This is a genomic window from Synechococcus sp. WH 8016, assembly GCF_000230675.1.
Taxonomy (GTDB): Bacteria; Cyanobacteriota; Cyanobacteriia; order PCC-6307; family Cyanobiaceae; genus Synechococcus_C.
The window spans coordinates 79,515-94,876 of the sequence record NZ_AGIK01000001.1 but is presented as its reverse complement, the minus strand read 5'-3'; the positions used below and the strand labels follow the sequence as shown (position 1 = coordinate 94,876).

Annotated in this window: 20 protein-coding genes; 15 read left to right on the top strand and 5 right to left on the bottom strand. The window is 53.7% G+C overall.

Features of this window, described 5'->3' with window-relative positions; translation table 11 throughout:
- Window positions 1-5: 5 nt before the first annotated feature.
- Window positions 6-119, bottom strand: coding sequence for a cytochrome b6-f complex subunit V (petG, locus tag SYN8016DRAFT_RS15670; protein ID WP_071778027.1), 114 nt, complete (start codon window positions 117-119; stop codon window positions 6-8).
- Window positions 120-175: 56 nt separating this feature from the next.
- Here petG and SYN8016DRAFT_RS00545 point away from each other — a divergent pair, with 56 nt between their 5' ends.
- The 7 genes from SYN8016DRAFT_RS00545 to SYN8016DRAFT_RS00515 all read left to right on the top strand — a co-directional run bounded on the left by SYN8016DRAFT_RS00545 (window position 176) and on the right by SYN8016DRAFT_RS00515 (window position 6,675).
- Window positions 176-565 carry a cytochrome c gene (locus tag SYN8016DRAFT_RS00545; protein WP_038013564.1) on the top strand — a complete coding sequence of 130 codons (390 nt, stop codon included), beginning with the start codon at window positions 176-178 and terminating at the stop codon, window positions 563-565.
- Entirely contained in the window at window positions 562-1,290 is a 729-nt protein-coding gene (locus tag SYN8016DRAFT_RS00540) for an RNA methyltransferase (RefSeq protein ID WP_038013047.1), read from the top strand. Before SYN8016DRAFT_RS00545 ends, SYN8016DRAFT_RS00540 begins: the two co-directional genes overlap by 4 nt.
- Before the next feature lie 25 nt (window positions 1,291-1,315).
- Window positions 1,316-2,437 carry a serine hydrolase gene (locus SYN8016DRAFT_RS00535; RefSeq protein ID WP_038013045.1) on the top strand — a complete coding sequence of 374 codons (1,122 nt, stop codon included), beginning with the start codon at window positions 1,316-1,318 and terminating at the stop codon, window positions 2,435-2,437.
- 14 nt (window positions 2,438-2,451) lie between these two features.
- Complete coding sequence (locus SYN8016DRAFT_RS00530; RefSeq protein WP_006852252.1) at window positions 2,452-3,840, top strand: DUF3370 domain-containing protein; 1,389 nt, start codon at window positions 2,452-2,454, stop codon at window positions 3,838-3,840.
- Complete coding sequence (bchI, locus tag SYN8016DRAFT_RS00525) at window positions 3,837-4,925, top strand: magnesium chelatase ATPase subunit I (RefSeq protein WP_006852251.1); 1,089 nt, start codon at window positions 3,837-3,839, stop codon at window positions 4,923-4,925. Before SYN8016DRAFT_RS00530 ends, bchI begins: the two co-directional genes overlap by 4 nt.
- Window positions 4,926-4,931: 6 nt before the next feature.
- On the top strand, window positions 4,932-5,414 hold the full coding sequence (ruvC, locus tag SYN8016DRAFT_RS00520) for a crossover junction endodeoxyribonuclease RuvC (RefSeq protein WP_006852250.1): 483 nt from the start codon (window positions 4,932-4,934) through the stop codon (window positions 5,412-5,414).
- A 910-nt stretch (window positions 5,415-6,324) separates the two neighbouring features.
- Window positions 6,325-6,675, top strand: a complete 351-nt coding sequence (locus tag SYN8016DRAFT_RS00515) for a hypothetical protein (protein ID WP_006852248.1) — start codon at window positions 6,325-6,327, stop codon at window positions 6,673-6,675.
- Window positions 6,676-6,693: 18 nt separating this feature from the next.
- On the opposite strand, the gene SYN8016DRAFT_RS00510 is transcribed toward SYN8016DRAFT_RS00515, so the two are convergent.
- Entirely contained in the window at window positions 6,694-7,098 is a 405-nt protein-coding gene (locus SYN8016DRAFT_RS00510) for a hypothetical protein (protein WP_244279101.1), read from the bottom strand.
- 286 nt (window positions 7,099-7,384) lie between these two features.
- Here SYN8016DRAFT_RS00510 and SYN8016DRAFT_RS00505 point away from each other — a divergent pair, with 286 nt between their 5' ends.
- Both SYN8016DRAFT_RS00505 and SYN8016DRAFT_RS15665 read left to right on the top strand, forming a co-directional pair.
- A complete protein-coding gene (locus SYN8016DRAFT_RS00505; protein WP_006852246.1) occupies window positions 7,385-9,088 on the top strand; it encodes a YdiU family protein in 1,704 nt (567 codons plus the stop codon).
- A 119-nt stretch (window positions 9,089-9,207) separates the two neighbouring features.
- Window positions 9,208-9,519 (top strand): hypothetical protein, encoded by a 312-nt coding sequence (locus SYN8016DRAFT_RS15665; RefSeq protein ID WP_071778011.1) that lies wholly within the window; start codon window positions 9,208-9,210, stop codon window positions 9,517-9,519.
- Window positions 9,520-9,600: 81 nt separating this feature from the next.
- Here the strand turns inward: SYN8016DRAFT_RS15665 and SYN8016DRAFT_RS00500 are convergent, their stop codons facing one another.
- Window positions 9,601-9,867: a hypothetical protein gene (locus tag SYN8016DRAFT_RS00500; protein WP_038013041.1), complete on the bottom strand. Its 267-nt coding sequence runs from the start codon at window positions 9,865-9,867 to the stop codon at window positions 9,601-9,603.
- A 150-nt stretch (window positions 9,868-10,017) separates the two neighbouring features.
- Window positions 10,018-10,194, bottom strand: coding sequence for a hypothetical protein (locus SYN8016DRAFT_RS15180; RefSeq protein WP_006852245.1), 177 nt, complete (start codon window positions 10,192-10,194; stop codon window positions 10,018-10,020).
- 918 nt (window positions 10,195-11,112) lie between these two features.
- Here SYN8016DRAFT_RS15180 and SYN8016DRAFT_RS00490 point away from each other — a divergent pair.
- The 3 genes from SYN8016DRAFT_RS00490 to SYN8016DRAFT_RS00475 all read left to right on the top strand — a co-directional run bounded on the left by SYN8016DRAFT_RS00490 (window position 11,113) and on the right by SYN8016DRAFT_RS00475 (window position 12,933).
- Entirely contained in the window at window positions 11,113-11,481 is a 369-nt protein-coding gene (locus SYN8016DRAFT_RS00490) for an AbrB family transcriptional regulator (protein WP_006852244.1), read from the top strand.
- A gap of 106 nt (window positions 11,482-11,587) precedes the next feature.
- Complete coding sequence (locus SYN8016DRAFT_RS00485; protein ID WP_006852243.1) at window positions 11,588-11,812, top strand: hypothetical protein; 225 nt, start codon at window positions 11,588-11,590, stop codon at window positions 11,810-11,812.
- A gap of 380 nt (window positions 11,813-12,192) precedes the next feature.
- Window positions 12,193-12,933 carry a carbonic anhydrase gene (locus tag SYN8016DRAFT_RS00475; protein WP_006852242.1) on the top strand — a complete coding sequence of 247 codons (741 nt, stop codon included), beginning with the start codon at window positions 12,193-12,195 and terminating at the stop codon, window positions 12,931-12,933.
- A gap of 296 nt (window positions 12,934-13,229) precedes the next feature.
- On the opposite strand, the gene SYN8016DRAFT_RS00470 is transcribed toward SYN8016DRAFT_RS00475, so the two are convergent.
- The gene (locus SYN8016DRAFT_RS00470) at window positions 13,230-13,451 is read right to left on the bottom strand and encodes a hypothetical protein (protein WP_006852241.1); all 222 of its coding nucleotides are present in this window, start codon (window positions 13,449-13,451) and stop codon (window positions 13,230-13,232) included.
- Window positions 13,452-13,787: 336 nt separating this feature from the next.
- Between SYN8016DRAFT_RS00470 and SYN8016DRAFT_RS00465 the strand changes: the two genes are divergently transcribed.
- From SYN8016DRAFT_RS00465 to SYN8016DRAFT_RS00455, 3 genes are read left to right on the top strand one after another with little or no spacing between them, the layout of a single operon-like run.
- Complete coding sequence (locus tag SYN8016DRAFT_RS00465) at window positions 13,788-14,384, top strand: 5-formyltetrahydrofolate cyclo-ligase (RefSeq protein ID WP_006852239.1); 597 nt, start codon at window positions 13,788-13,790, stop codon at window positions 14,382-14,384.
- A 21-nt stretch (window positions 14,385-14,405) separates the two neighbouring features.
- Complete coding sequence (locus SYN8016DRAFT_RS00460; protein WP_006852238.1) at window positions 14,406-14,882, top strand: hypothetical protein; 477 nt, start codon at window positions 14,406-14,408, stop codon at window positions 14,880-14,882.
- A gap of 8 nt (window positions 14,883-14,890) precedes the next feature.
- Complete coding sequence (locus SYN8016DRAFT_RS00455; RefSeq protein WP_006852237.1) at window positions 14,891-15,352, top strand: SufE family protein; 462 nt, start codon at window positions 14,891-14,893, stop codon at window positions 15,350-15,352.
- Window positions 15,353-15,362: the final 10 nt, after the last annotated feature.

Genomic DNA, 15,362 nt, shown 5'->3' with positions numbered 1-15,362 from the left:
GTTGCTCAGCCCCCCAGAGCACTACCCCGGCGGTACTGATTCCAAGCGGCAACAAACAACCCCATCAGGGTGATCGGAATCAAACCCAAAACAATGCCGCAAAGAAGGGGTTCGATCATGTCGTCGCGCCCAATGAAAAGATTGAGCACAATTGTTCCATGGCTTGGTCTCTTCTGTGACGGCACCGTCATCAACTGCTGCAGCAATTCCTGAGCGGAGTCGAGGGCTGATCGCGGCTCTTGTCGTTTTCGCGGCCATGGCCTGCGCTGTCCTGTTGGTGTGGATGCTGAGCAACACACGTCAAGATCCGTACACCAAAGCAACACTGGCCCTTGAGGGGTCAGAGCAGCACGGTGGTCAGATGTTCAGGATTAATTGTGCGGGCTGCCATGGCATCGCAGGCCAGGGCCTGGTTGGGCCGAGCCTGAAAGGGGTGAGCGAACGGCGGAAGGACATGCAGATCATTCACCAAGTGGTGAGCGGTGAAACACCGCCGATGCCTCGCTTTGAAATCGAACCTCAGAACATGGCTGATCTGCTCGCCTATCTCAAAACATTGTCTTGACCTTGGCCGTGGTGCTGGTCGAGCCAGCGGGACCCCTCAACGTCGGCAGCGTGGCCCGATTGTGTGCCAACTACAACATTGAAGATCTCAGGCTCGTCGCACCCCGCTGCGACCCAAACGATCCCGAAGCTGTGCGCATGGCCGTCCATGGCGATGCCGTGCTCCAACAGGCCGCCATTTTTCCTTCGCTGCTCGAGGCTGTCGCCGATTGTCAACAGGTGGTGGCCAGTTGCGGGCGCATCGATCACGGCGAGATCCCCTTGCAATCACCCGAGGAGATCGTGCCTTGGATTCAAACGGGCAGACGCAAAGGCCTGCGTTCGGCCCTGGTGTTTGGACGGGAAGATCGCGGTCTCACCAATGAAGAACTCCTGATCAGCCATCGGGTTTTGACGTTGCACACCGGAGATGTTTACCCGTCTCTCAACCTCTCCCATGCCGTGGCTGTGGTGCTGCATGAGCTTGAGCGAGAACGGCGCTTGGCTGCCACCCCAGCTCTACCCGTGAGCGAGATCCCTGCGAGTGCTCCTGAGCTCGATGGCTGCCTGCGCGATGCCGAAGACCTTCTGCTCGAAGTGGGCTTCTTGCTGGAGCACACAGCAAGGGCACGGATGGCCAAGGTGAAAGGACTCGTGCAACGGGCCCTGATCCGCAGCGATGAAGTGGCTCTCTTGCGCGGCATGGTGCGTCAATTGCGTTGGGCAGCGAGGCGCAACCGCCCGTAACCTCAGGCTCTCCCGCAACCCCCCCTTGGCCTCCAGTCGTTCCAGTCAACAGCCCCCTAGTTGGGGACGTCCCCTGAGGTTGCTGCTGCGCCTGGTGCTGATGGGTGTGGGCCTGGGCGTGATCACGGGGTCTGCCCTGAAGCTTGCAGGGCCTGCGGTCGAACGCGGAGATCTCACCCTTCCCGGCTGGCTCACACCAAAGGTCACACCAGCCCAAAAAGAGCAAACGGATCCCGAGTCCGCTGTGATCAACCCCCCGAGCAGCACCGACACGCTTGGGCGCTTCGAGACCCAACAGGAGCTCACGGCCTTGAGCAAACGCTGGGAAGCGCTTGCTGCCAAGGATCCTGACCTCCAGGTGAGTGCCTTCATGTTGGCGCTGGATGATGGCCGCTACGCCCAGCTCAATCCAGACACGGCATTACCGGCGGCGAGCGCCATCAAAACACCGATCTTGCTGGTCGCCCTTGAGGAAATCGATGCTGGAAGGCTGAGCTGGAATGAACCGCTCACCCTCAGCAAAACGGTGGTGGGGGGCGGCGCCGGCTGGATGGCCAGCAAGCCTCTCGGGACGCGCTTCCCCACCCATGAGGTCGCCACTGAGATGATTCGAGTCAGCGACAACACCGCAACGAATCTGCTGATTGAACGGGTGGGGGGTCAAGTGGATCTCAACGCCCGCTTCAACAGCCTCGGGCTCAGCGCCACCAAGGTGAACAACTGGCTTCCCGACCTCAAGGGCACCAACACCACCAGCGCCCGTGATCTGGCCAGAGCGATTGCCCTCGTGGACACCGGAGAAGCGCTCTCGATTCGAGGCCGCGATTTATTCCGAGAGGTGATGGGCACCTCCGTCACCAACCGTTTACTCCCCGGCGGACTCCTGAAGGGCCTGGGTGGATCCCAGGGCAAACCCGATGACAGCCTGATGATCAAGGGCTATCGCGTCCTCAACAAAACCGGCGACATCGGCATCGCTTACGCCGATGCCGGGCTCATTGAACTCCCCGACGGCCGCCGTGCCGTTGCCGCCTTCGTGGTGAAAGGTCCCTTCAATGATCCTCGCTCCACGGAGCTGATCCGCAACATGGCAGCAGCCATGGCACCGGTGCTGAAACCCAAGCCAGCGCCTCCACGTCAACGCTGATTCCAGTTCTCACCATGCGTCATTCTTCGCTGCTGGCCCTCGCGGCCTTCTGCCTCATCACGATCCCTGGCCTGCCATCCCGTGCGGACACCCAGGCTCCGGAGTCATTGGTCCGTCAGCAGCAGCTGCGTCCACTCCCCGGCCAATTAGATGAGCTGCTGTTTCTCAATGACAACAACCCCGAACTGATCACCGGTGAAGGGGTGCTGCTATCCACCTTCCCAACCAACCAAGGTCTGAATGTTGCCTTGGACGGACGGTTTGATCTGTTCAGCCACCACGTTTACGCCGGCAAACCAGAAGAACTGTCTTCCACCCTCTGGCTGGCCGTGCTTGCACAGCCGCTAGGAACGGAACCCGTCACGATCGACGTGATCAGCGGCAGCACCTCGCTCTCCCAGGGAACCAAGCCAGGGCAAACAGCAGCTCCCTTCCTGCCTCTGCCCTCCCTGATGGCGGAAACCACCACTCCCATCGCCTCTGGTCCAGGCAGCCGCGTGGCTGGAGACTTGCTCCGAGGCGATCAGGCGCCCGAACTTCCAAAGCAAATCAAGATTGCCCCCGGACACGCCAGTTCCTTGCTGGTTCTTCCCATTCCCGTGGCAGGACTCGACCCATTGCTGAATGGCCGCAACCTGCAGCTCCGGCTGAAGAGTTCCGCTCCGGTGTATCTCGCCACCGTGGCGGCCTATGGCCAAAACGACTCGCCACCGAGTGGGGAACGCTGGAGAGCATTGCTCAGCTCCGGAACCCTTAGCCCCAAGGAGCATCAGCCCACGCCACGAGGCAGCAAGGGGCGAATGATCTACTCGAGGGTGAGCGGTGTTCAGATCGGCAGCACCTGGACCGGCACCTTGAGTGATCCAGGCTCGAACACCCTGAACATCAAGGAAGCGCCGATCTCTTGGCCGATCAGCAGCCTGGAGAGGGGTGACCTCGGCACCGCTCAAGTGCAAACGGCTGAACTCAAAAGATTTGACAAAGGAACGGCCTGGGCCGCCCACGGCAATTACGGCGTGGAATACGACCTCAGCCTTCCATTGCATAACCCAGATCGCAGCAGACGAACCGTGGCGATCGCCCTGGAATCTCCCGACAAACGAGGCAGCAGCAAGGGCCAATTGCAGTTCCAATCTGGCAACAGTGGGCCCGTGATGTTTCGCGGCCCCATTGAGGTGACGGGCCTGGATGGGGCCAACGGCAGGGCGATGGGGCGACGGCGCTTTCACCTCGTGTTGCGACGGGGACAAGAAGGGCCCAAGCTGGGGACGGTGTCGTTAGCGCCAGGAGAAAGCCGCAGGCTGCGCGTTCGTCTGGTCTATCCGGCAGACGCCACACCACCGCAGGTGCTCACCGTGCTGCCTGTGAAACAATCCCATTCATCAACCGACGTTCACCCGTGAGTTCACCGCGCAAGCGCAGAGTCTTTCCCTTCACCGCCGTGATCGGCCAGGAAGAGATGAAGTTGGCGCTGCTGCTCAACGTGATCGACCCGCGCATCGGCGGCGTGATGATCATGGGAGACCGCGGCACGGGCAAATCCACCACCATCCGTGCCCTTGCAGACCTGCTGCCCGGCATTGAAGTGGTTGCTGGTGACCCGTACAACAGCTCACCGAGTGATCCTGACCTGCAAAGCAGTGACGTCAGGCAGCGCTTGGAACACGGCGAAGCCCTCGGCACGGAGCAACGCCAGGTGCCGATGGTGGACCTTCCCCTGGGCGCCACAGAAGATCGCCTTTGCGGCACGATCGACATCGAAAAAGCCCTGAGCGAAGGCGTTCGCGCTTTTGAGCCTGGGTTGCTCGCTAAAGCCAACCGCGGTCTTCTTTACGTCGACGAAGTCAACCTGCTCGACGATCATCTGGTGGATGTTCTGCTCGACTCCGCAGCCTCTGGCTGGAACACCGTGGAACGAGAGGGTGTCTCCGTGCGTCACCCTGCGCGCTTCGTGTTGATTGGATCGGGTAACCCAGAAGAAGGGGAGCTGCGCCCCCAGCTGCTCGATCGCTTTGGAATGAGTGTGGAGGTGCGCACCGTTCGCGATCCTCAATTAAGGGTGCAAGTGGTGGACCAGCGCACGGCCTTCGACAGCGACCCCGACGCCTTCAGCATGAGCGTGACGGCCGGCCAAGAGGCCTTACAAGCCAGGGTGGTGGAAGCGCAGCAACGCCTTGAACAGGTGAGTATTGACGATGATTTGCGCCTGAGCATTTCATCGGTTTGCGGAGAATTGGACGTGGATGGATTGCGAGGCGACATCGTGACCAACCGGGCAGCCCGCGCCTTAGCAGCCTTTGAGGGGCGCACGGAGGTCAGCGAAGACGATGTTGCCCGCGTGGTGTCCTGCTGCCTGCGCCATCGACTGCGCAAAGATCCTTTGGAGCAAATTGACTCCGGCGATCGGGTGGTCAAGGTGTTCTGCAAGGTGTTTGAACGCAATGAATCGAGCGATCGCTCCGAGTTCGAACTGGCCTTGGCCAGCTGATTCAGCTTGCGGATCCTTGGCATCGATCCAGGCCTTGCTCGCGTCGGCTATGGCGTGATCGACGTTGAGCCACGCAAGGGGAAAGAGGAAGGAACACAACGAATGGTCGACTGCGGCATCATTCGCACCGATCCAGGCCGCAGCGAGGGGGAGCGCATGGTGGAAATTGCCCGTGACCTCCGCCAAATCATTCGCATCCATCAACCGGAACTGGCCAGCGTGGAGAAGTTTTTCTTCTACCGCTCCAGCAACACCATCGCCGTTGTGCAGGCCCGCGGGGTGTTGATCATGACGCTCACACGCTTTGGGCTTCCGATCGTGGAATTCCCGCCGATGCAAATCAAACAAGCACTCACAGGGCATGGCCACGCAGACAAAGACGAAGTTCTGGAGGCCGTGATGCGTGAACTCGATCTCGACACGCCACCACGGCCCGATGATGCGGCCGACGCCTTAGCCGTTGCACTCACCGGATGGTTTCAACGTTGATTCATCACTCAATCAACTCATTAAAGGCTGAAACATACGGCCTTCATGAGAAAGCGCTGGAATGGGCAACGAGCACAACAACAGAAGGATCTGCTCGTCCATGGGCAAAATAACCAGGGGTAAAAAAACACAACTAACTTTATGGAAGCTGGACAGCAAACGAACTTTTACCCAGCCACAACGAAACTGGTTAATCAAAAAAGGACAACACTGAAAGCAAAAGGACAAAAAAAGAAAAAGCTTTAAAAAATATTATTAGTTGCTTACTTTTAACAGGCTAATGAGGATTAAAGCTTATAGAATTTCTCCAACCAGGATCTATTCATCCAAGCAATTGATCAACAGAAAGGATTGTAGAAATAAGAGCCACGTTAAGGAGAACGAGGGTTCCAGCAACAGCGAAAGTAATCATTTACAAATTGTGACAAACGGGAAGACCTGACTGCGAGCCGAAATCTTTAGCAAAGCGAAAGATTTCGGCTCAAGGGACTCACGCAAAACATGCATCTCCCATCAACACAAACCAAACATGACCCAACAGGTTTCACCCAAAGGAATCAAGCCTGGGGGCATTGGCTAGGCACTGCCACAGAGAAACATTGAAAAACAGCGGATCACATAAAATGGGTCACCACCATGCCAATGGATGGTGATTAGTAACCCTTGAATATCGCTGCTCATGGGTCCTGATACGGAAATCTGGCCAGTGGTTCTGATTGCAGCCACGATCGTGATCATCTTCATGGCTGTGGCTTCCTCCGGAGGAGGAAGCTTTGAATGCGTTGGTGCCTGCGGCTAAAGCCCATCAAAAACATGGCTTCATTGGCAGCTCAGTCCATGGAACCAGCGGCTAGCGACAGTGTTCACGTAGAAAACTGCTATCAATAGAGGATCGGTTGCTCAGCTTCTAATGAACGAGAAGATGGAAGAGAGCCTGAACTGGCTTGGGCTCACCGCAGACGAACAAGCAAAGATCTACAAAAAAATTCCAGAAGAAGCTAAAAAATATGGCGAGTTTTACCGAATAGGCGGCGAGATTTACTACGCAGGTAGCGACAGCAGCTGGTTTATCACAATCCCCAATGAGTACCGAACGCTCTACCCAGACCGGTTTGCCTACCAAGAAGGCAAAGCAGAAGAACCTGCCTTCATCCATACACAGGTTATCGAATGCCTCACAGGTGAGTTCAATGAAGACGCGGTTTTAGGAGACTACATTGGAGTAAAAAGAGAACATATTGGAGAATTCTCAATCTGCTAAACATTCAGCAACGAATTCTCAGATCACTGGAAATGAAAACGCCGAAGCATCAGAAAGTGTTTTTTTAATCGACTCCAAATAAGCCACATAATCTTTCATCAAGGATTCTCTCATCCAGATGGCATAGATCGTATAGCCATTTTTATCAACTGCTTTCACCCTTACACCATCAATTTGCTGACGAACCCAGGAACCCGAGGTATTGCTTGGCTTAATAAAAGCATCAAGCTCTTCTTTCAAGACAAAATCAATAATTAGATTTTTATCAACACACAAACGTACAAATTGAAGCACATCTTCTACTGATGCAAGTCGATGAAGGTTGGTAATAGCATTGGATTGGATTAAGTCCATCGTCAACGGCAGGAGCTTAAAAGCCCAAAGAAGAAGCGGCAGGCCTTTGATCTCTTGAATTATAGTCACTGATCGCGGCTAAATCAATGCACCATCTACAAGTAAAAGAAATAGAGCAAGAAAAACAACAAAACCATCGAGCAAAAATGGGGCATTGCACCCACGAGATCAATGAAGGATTGGAGCCATATCAGAGCATCCTTTAATAAAAAGATTCAACGGACACTTTCACACCATATTTTGATCCTAAAATGGATCATCAATACCTAGAGGAGCAGCATCGCAAGGGCACGACATGAGCACTGGAGATGCAACTCGGTATGATGGTTAAAAGATCAAGAGAGCCGTAACAAGAATGCAGCATCCATCTACACCAGATACTGAACAATCTTTAGAAAGCTTTGAAGATTTTATTCAACATGCAAATTATTCACTCCTAGAGACCCTTCATGCTGACCCTGAATCAACCAAAGATGGGGATGACCATCGACCTCGGCAGGTCCGCTCAGGTCATTTTGTACCTGTTACTCCAAAGCCCCTAGAAAAGCCCAGCTATATAAGCCATAGCAAAACATTCTTCTCCGAACTTGGCTTGGATCAAGACCTAGCCTTTAATGAGGAATTTAAAAAACTCTTCTCCGGTGATCTCTCTGTGAATCGAGAGCCGATGCGCCCATTTGGTTGGGCCACGGGCTATGCATTATCAATTTATGGAACTGAATATAACCAACAATGCCCATTTGGAAATGGCAATGGCTATGGGGATGGTCGTGCAATTTCTGTGTTTGAGGGAATCCTTAATGGGCAACGCTGGGAGATGCAATTAAAAGGTGCTGGTCCCACTCCTTACTGTCGTGGAGCTGATGGACGTGCGGTGCTCCGCTCCAGCGTAAGAGAGTTTCTGGCACAGGAATTGATGCATGCCCTTGGAGTACCAACATCACGTTCCCTCACTCTCTATGTTTCCAAGACAGAAGCAGTGAGACGACCTTGGTATTCGGAAAACTCCAACTCTTCTGATCCAGATATTTTAGTAGAAGATCCGGTTGCAATCTCAACGCGCGTTGCACCTTCGTTTCTACGCGTTGGTCAATTGGAATTATTTGCACGACGTGCTCGAAACAGCAACGATCCAAGCGTTTTAAAAGAGCTACAAATGATCGTGTTGCATTTAATCGATCGAGAATACAAATCTGAAATAGACCAGTCGTTGAATTTTCCCTCTCAAGTCGTCAAGCTGGCCGAGCTCTACAGAGATCGGCTCACGACCTTGGTTGCGCATTGGTTACGGATTGGATATTGCCAAGGAAATTTCAATAGTGATAACTGTGCAGCTGGTGGCTTTACATTGGACTATGGACCGTTTGGATTTTGTGAGGTCTTTGATCCGCGCTACCAACCTTGGATTGGGGGTGGTGAACACTTCTCATTCTTTAACCAGCCTGTAGCTGCAGAAGCCAATTTTCATATGTTCTGGAAGGCCATAAGGCTCCTTATCAAAGATGATGCGGCAGCTCTAGAGCACTTAGACAAGATCTGTGATGGGTTTAAACAGAAAATCAACGCCACCATTCAGCAGATGTGGACAGACAAACTTGGCCTAAACAACTACAACGAAGCTCTGGTTCAGGAGTTATTCCAACTCATGGTACAAACAAACGTAGATTTCACAATTTTCTTCCGAGAGCTATCCAAACTTCCGAATGATTTGTCTGATTTAAAGAGAAGCTTTTATGCACCCATTCCCCCACAACTAGAGCAACATTGGCAAACCTGGCTTCAGAGCTGGAACGAGCTGATCGGGAGCAGTGGGAATCCAGCCAAGATCGCGGAAAAGATGAAGCGTATGAATCCGAAATACACCTGGCGAGAATGGCTCGTTGCTCCTGCCTATCAACAAGCGAAGCAGGGTGACTACGCTCTTATCCAAGAATTGCAAGAGGTCTTTAGCCATCCCTATGAGGAGCAATCACAAGCAATCGAAGAGAAATACTATCGTCTGAAGCCTGATCAGTACTTCAATGCGGGAGGTATATCCCATTACAGCTGCTCATCATGAGATTCAGCTGGCTAGATCGATTTGCAGGCTTAAGAACTGCCCCTAGGAGCTCGAGACCAAGCCGGTAGAGCTGAATGTTCTTCCATTAAATTACAACCATTGATGGATCAACCTCTCAAATGAATCCACCTGATCAAAGATCAACGTCACCAGATGCAAGCATCGAATCAATACAGGAAGCGCTCAATCACCTTCTTAATGAGATCGCTCCGACTTTGAGCAAGAAAAGCGAATCCATGGCCGCAGAACCAAGATCTCGAATTCATCACTGTATAAAATTGATAAAATCAGAAGCGTCATTAGCTGCATCCTTAATCGCAGACTGCGCTCCTCAGGGACGACCCATGCTGGCGCAGGCCCAACAAACACTGAAAAACCTAGAAAGCCTGCAATTATTGGCCCAAGCATCCATGAAAGAGTCGTCAGGCTGAGTCACACATTGATCAAAAATAGTGAGGTCGATGATCGAACAGAGGACTTCAGATCCATCCGACCTGATTTTTGAAGCACGATCACTGCGGCTCAGTGGGGTACAGCTTCCACTCCGCTTCCTCTGGAACAGAGGGCGGTGCCAATAGATCAGTGGGCTCCGAGAAGACCACCCTCCACTCCGGCACCCTGCACGGCACGTAATCGTGATGTTCAATCCTGACACCTCCAATCACGGAAGGAGCTCCATACCAGCCCCCCTTCCAACAGCCCTCCGTCTTCAGAGGATCGCCCTTGAACCAAACCCAACAGCGAGCGTTGGGTTGCGTCGTGGATTTTGGTGCAGGCATCACTGACCAGCGGAACTCAGGTTCTAATCAAACCTGAAGAAAGAAGCCATCGATAGAAAGAAGCCATTGGCCTGAAACAACAGTGTGTTGTCGATCATCATCCAAGAATCACCCATCGTTCTCCTCCAGGAGCTCGATGAAGCAAGATTCCTAGCCTTGCACCGTTGCCGCCAAGACTTTCACGCCGAAACCCCCTGCAAAAACAGGGCTTGATAGCAAAATAAGCATGGGTCGAAAGGCTGGATCACCCCCTCGCCATCCAGCGAAGATGATCGAAGCAACGTTGGCTCCCTCTAACAGCATCTTCATGCGCTCACCATCCAGCATGGCCTGGATTTGAGACTTCTATCACATAGCGGTCAGCACATTGCTGATCATTGTCCAAAAACGTCTTAAACACTGCGCACACTTCATGGCAGGCGATGTAATGAAGCGGCACAGTCGGCGCACTCAGCTGATGCTTACTCAAACAGCGGGCGCTCGAAAGCGACAAAATCTGAAAATCCACTCACTGAGTAAAAATCGAAGGCGGTTAATTCCCCAGGCATCCTCCGTACAGCCTGAGAGCTGAGAAGCACGTTCTCATCTCGCTATTGAGGAAATGGATGATGCGGTCGCACAAACCTCAGCCCATCAAGATTGACCTTGGAGGCAGCAGAGGCTGACTTAGTGCCGCCCTGTCTTTACAGCTCAAATACACAAGCCCTAAGCCATGGATTCTGAAGGCCTACCAAATCCATGGACTTGAACTGGGCTGGAGAGCTACAACCTCAAAATGGATTGAAAGCTGGTGAGCAAACAGCTGCGGAGCAGTCGGTAACAACAGGAGGTGAGCTGAGCACAACCGAGACAGCCCACACATTGACAACCTTCTTGCTAGTCAACTCACAGCGAAACCCTTCAACGAGCTCGTTTATCCGAAGGATCTTCAGCGTCAGGAACGAAGACATCAGCTCCACAGCATCAGGATATAAAGCATGCCGCTAGATCAGGAAGCAAATGAGCCCAGGAACAAAATGAAGAGCCCCACCTGACTCTGGTCTGGTAAAGCAGCATTATCGGCATCAGCGCAAAAGCCCTGCAGCAACTAGAAAAAGTTGGTCACAGCATCCCTCAGGATGAAAAACTATTGAATCGGAATCCTTTCCTGCCAGAGAAGGAGGCAAGAGGGAGAACAACTGATATGGGCAAATAGTTGACTAGTAGGCATGGAGTTTGTTAGTAATAGTGAAACGCAAGTTTCAAATGCTTACCGGATCCGAACTGCTCACCAAGGTCAAAGACCTGGGCGATGTATCCAAGACTGATCTCGCCACAGCTTGTGGCTACGTCTCCAAAAAGAAAGACGGCAGTGATCGGGTCAATTTCACCGCCTTTTATGAGGCTCTCCTCAATGCCAAGGGCATTGACCTTGGTGGCGGAAATGCTGGTGTTGGTAAAGGCGGACGCAAGCTTTCTTACGTTGCAACAGTTCAAGGCAACGGCAATCTGCTGATCGGCAAGGCTTATACAGCCATGCTCGATCTCCAAGTTGGTGATGAATTCACCATCAAGCTTGGCAAAAAAGCTATTCGCCTCATCCCTGTGGGTGGTGAGGAAGAAGGCGACGAGTGATTCGTTTTCCCAATCCTTGAGTTAAGCCCCGCCCCCGGCGGGGTTTTTTATTGCCAAGCACTGACGTGATCAGCCGAGTAGAACGTCAAGATGACGTGAAGGCACAATGACCAGGGTCGAAGAAACTGCTATCCACCTCACCTTGCAGTGGCTTCAAAACAATGGATACGAAAGCGCCGATGACTATTTGCAGACCGGCGGAAATCTTGTGCAGCTAGCAGAAGATCTCTATCACAAGGAAACACGGGGAGATCTGCAATGTGTGTGGGGTGATCGAAAACGACGCGATGGATTTGCTGGTTCGCTGTATCTGGCCGCGGAATCGATCTAAAAGTCCCCTACATCTGTGAGAGCGCTCGCGCGCGGAATCGATCAGACAACAGCCAGTGAACGGTTGGAACAACGACCCAAATCGGTTCTGATCATGAAGAGATTGAGGAAGGGATCGCACAAACTGATCAGTGGCGTTGGTCGATCGCGTAAACGTCCTTTCGCTTGCAAACGGGATCACAGCTTGGAATTAGTGTGACTGCAGCACTTCCAAACGTGGGATTGAATGAGAGCCCTGCCTCACGTTTGCGTACCATCGTTTTTGGCACTTGATCAGCATCGCTTGATCCGCTGTTTCCACCTCGATCTTCAAGGCCAATCGCTACTTGCTCTCCCTAGAGCAGGTGTGAACGACATCAGTTTTCACGACAAGCAGGTTTCGTGACACTCAATCGACGCTCGTTTCTGTTTCGCAGCGGCCTGAACGCTTTTGGTCTCGCGGCAGCACTGCCATTCATCCACCCTGCCAAGGCCGAAGCAGCCGCTCCATCATCGAAGGAATCGGCCCGATCTTGCCGCCCAAAGGATCCACTCACGGCCCTGATCGATGGAAATGCCCGGTTTGCGGACGCTTGGCAAGCAAAAAACAAGGCAACGGATTTGAATGAACGTGCCCAAGTGATGTCTAACCTCTGGTTAGACCATTGCTTCCTTCCGGCGAGCGTTCTGGAAGAGTCTCAATCCCCTTGGGCTTCGATCATCAGCTGTGCCGACTCCAGAGTTGCTCCGGAATGGATTTTCGATGCGGCGGCTGGTGATTTGTTTGTCGTCCGCAGCGCAGGAAACACACCTTTTGACGAGGGAATCGCCTCGCTAGAGTTTGGCGTTGAGGTCTTAAAAACGCCCTTGATCTTGGTATTAGGCCACAGCAATTGTGGCGCTGTTCGAGCCGCTCGCGCGAATCATTCACTCACGCCACTGTTCGATCAGCTCATCAAACCGATTCAAGCCAACCTGGTTCCAGGCGACACCTTAATGAGCGCCATCAAGACCAACGCCCAAGCGACCGCTGAACAGCTCACGACTCGCAGCGATGTTTTGGCCAACGCCGTTCAAGCGGGACAGCTTCAGATCAAGGCCGGGTATTTCGATATTGCCTCCGGCAAAGTCTCCATCCTCTGAGTTGCATTGCGCTCCACGCTTGCATCGTTGTTGTTATGAGATCGGCTGCATGAACGGGGTCAAGGCAGCCGCTTCAATGGGCTGGCCTGGCTTTCCCACGTTCAAAACTCTTTACTAGATCCTTGAAATCGCTCGTGCAGCTTGATTGCTTTAGAGAGACATCAGCGAGACGAAGCCCACGCACAAGGGCGTGATCAACGATGAGGAATGCACCAGCATGATGAGAGGGTTGGCATCTGTTGGAAGTGCCAAACAACCCAGGCTGGCATCAAGAAGCGACGTGCAAGCGGCGCCGATTATTGAGCCCAATGGACTGTGCATTGGAACCGATAGGTAAAGGCACCAACGGCAAATTCTTTGCAGGTGGTATCCACAACTGTTGCCCCCTTGGGCACACCTCGCATCGCTTGAGCCGTCGCCATCTGTTGATTAACGCCCTGCGCAGTTGAACGGCCCTTCTCCGCCGCCGCAACAGGGAAGGCCAACAGCAGGGAAACAAAAAAGAGAACCACTCTCATCAGTCAACTCAGGGGGTTATCCACGTTTTAGACAAGACGAAGGCACAGCAGGAAAGATCACCCTGGGATTCAACGATCAAGGCATCAAAACCGCCGTTCTTTAGCGCTTTCTTTCTATCTCCCAGGTCTGAAGATGCTTGTTGGCATAGGCATTGAGCTGGCTCAGCCAAATTTTTAACTTTTTCATCAGTCCTGGTTTTTTATGAAGGCGAAGGTACATCAGGCAGGACCCTCTCGATCCCAGCAAACGGCTCAACCCCCATCGTTCTCACACTGTGGTTGCACAGTGACTGCACAGTGGTTGCACAACTGCATCGCATTCAGCGAAGCAAACCCATGGATAAACAGGCCCTGAGGTCGACCTACCGCCGCGTGCGCCATGCGCTGATGCCAGGGCTGAATGCCTCACTGGTTCAAAGCGTGCTTGCCCACTTAAACGCCCAAGATCCAGCTCAGTGCCAAGGAGCCATCGGAATCACTTGGCCCCTTCCAGGGGAACCTGATTTACGCCCGCTGGCCGAACTTCAGCCCGCATCCCTAGCCCTGCCTGCAACAGCAGCTGATTACAGCGTGACTTATCACCCTTGGCAAAACGCTCCATCGCCAAAAGAGCTTCGCGCTGATGCCTTTTCCATTCCTGCTCCACTCGCATCACCCGCGTTGCCACCGGCCGAGCTTGCTCTCTTGCTGATTCCAGCTTTGGCGGTCGATCGCAACGGCATGCGCCTTGGCTATGGGGGCGGTTGTTATGACCGTTTGCTTCGTCAGCCGGGATGGTCAACGCTGCCAACGTTCGCCGTCCTGCCGGAAGCGTGCGTCCATCCCACCTTGCTACCCACAGACCCCTGGGATCAGCCCTTGGATGGTTGGATCACCGAGCAAGGCTGCAGCTTGCGCAGGGCTAGCCAGCGAAGCGAATGTTCTGCAAGATGACGATCTCGTCATCCTGCTGCCATGACCGTGTTTTCACGACGCCTGCTGGTCACATGCACCGCTTTGGGTCTGGGACTCGTGGCAGGTCAGCAGGTGCAGGCCCACGGGATCGAAAGCTCCCTGCGCTACCTCGATGGCCAATTGGAGCTGAATAGCAGCTTCTCCACAGGTGAGCCTGTGGAAGGGGCTGCCGTACGCCTGCTCAACGCTGATGGAACACCCGGAGATGAACTGGGTCAGATCGGAGCCAATGGACAACTGGTCTTAACGCTCCCAAACCTGGTTGAAGGCGTCCTGGATTTACAGGTGGATGGTGGCCCCGGACATCGCGACTATTTGGCATTACCGATCCGCCAGGGCAGCGTCTTGCTGGACGAGGTGGTGGAGACGCCAAACCAAACCCCTGCCCTTGGGCTGTGGGCCTGGCTGGGGGCACCAGCCCTGCTCGGCCTTGTCGGCCTGATGGTTAAGGTGCGCCAACCCAGCCTGAATCGCTGAAGCCGTCCATGGCAGAACCCTGCTGCTCTTCAAGTCAATACGGAAGCGAAGAGCTTGACCGCCTAGCGAATCGGCTTAGCGGCACGCCAGACCCACGCAAACGTTACGAATACGTGCTCTGGCTTGCCAAAAAGCTACCTGCGATGCCGGCAGACCTGCAAACCGAAGACCGCAAAGTGCAAGGTTGCGTGTCTCAGGTGTTCATTCATGCCGCTCTCCAGGACAACCATGTGCACTGGCAAGGAGAGTCCGACGCCTTGATCACCAAGGGGTTGCTCGCCCTGCTCATCAAAGGAATGAGTAATTTAACCCCGGATCAAGTCCTCGCCGTAGACCCCGCCTTCATTGCCGCCACTGGCCTACAAGCAAGCCTGACCCCTTCGAGGGCTAACGGCTTTTTGAATATTTTGCGGGCGATGCAGGCCCAGGCACAGGCCCTTAAGAACGCCGATGAGGCGATGGATTCATAGAGTCCTTTAT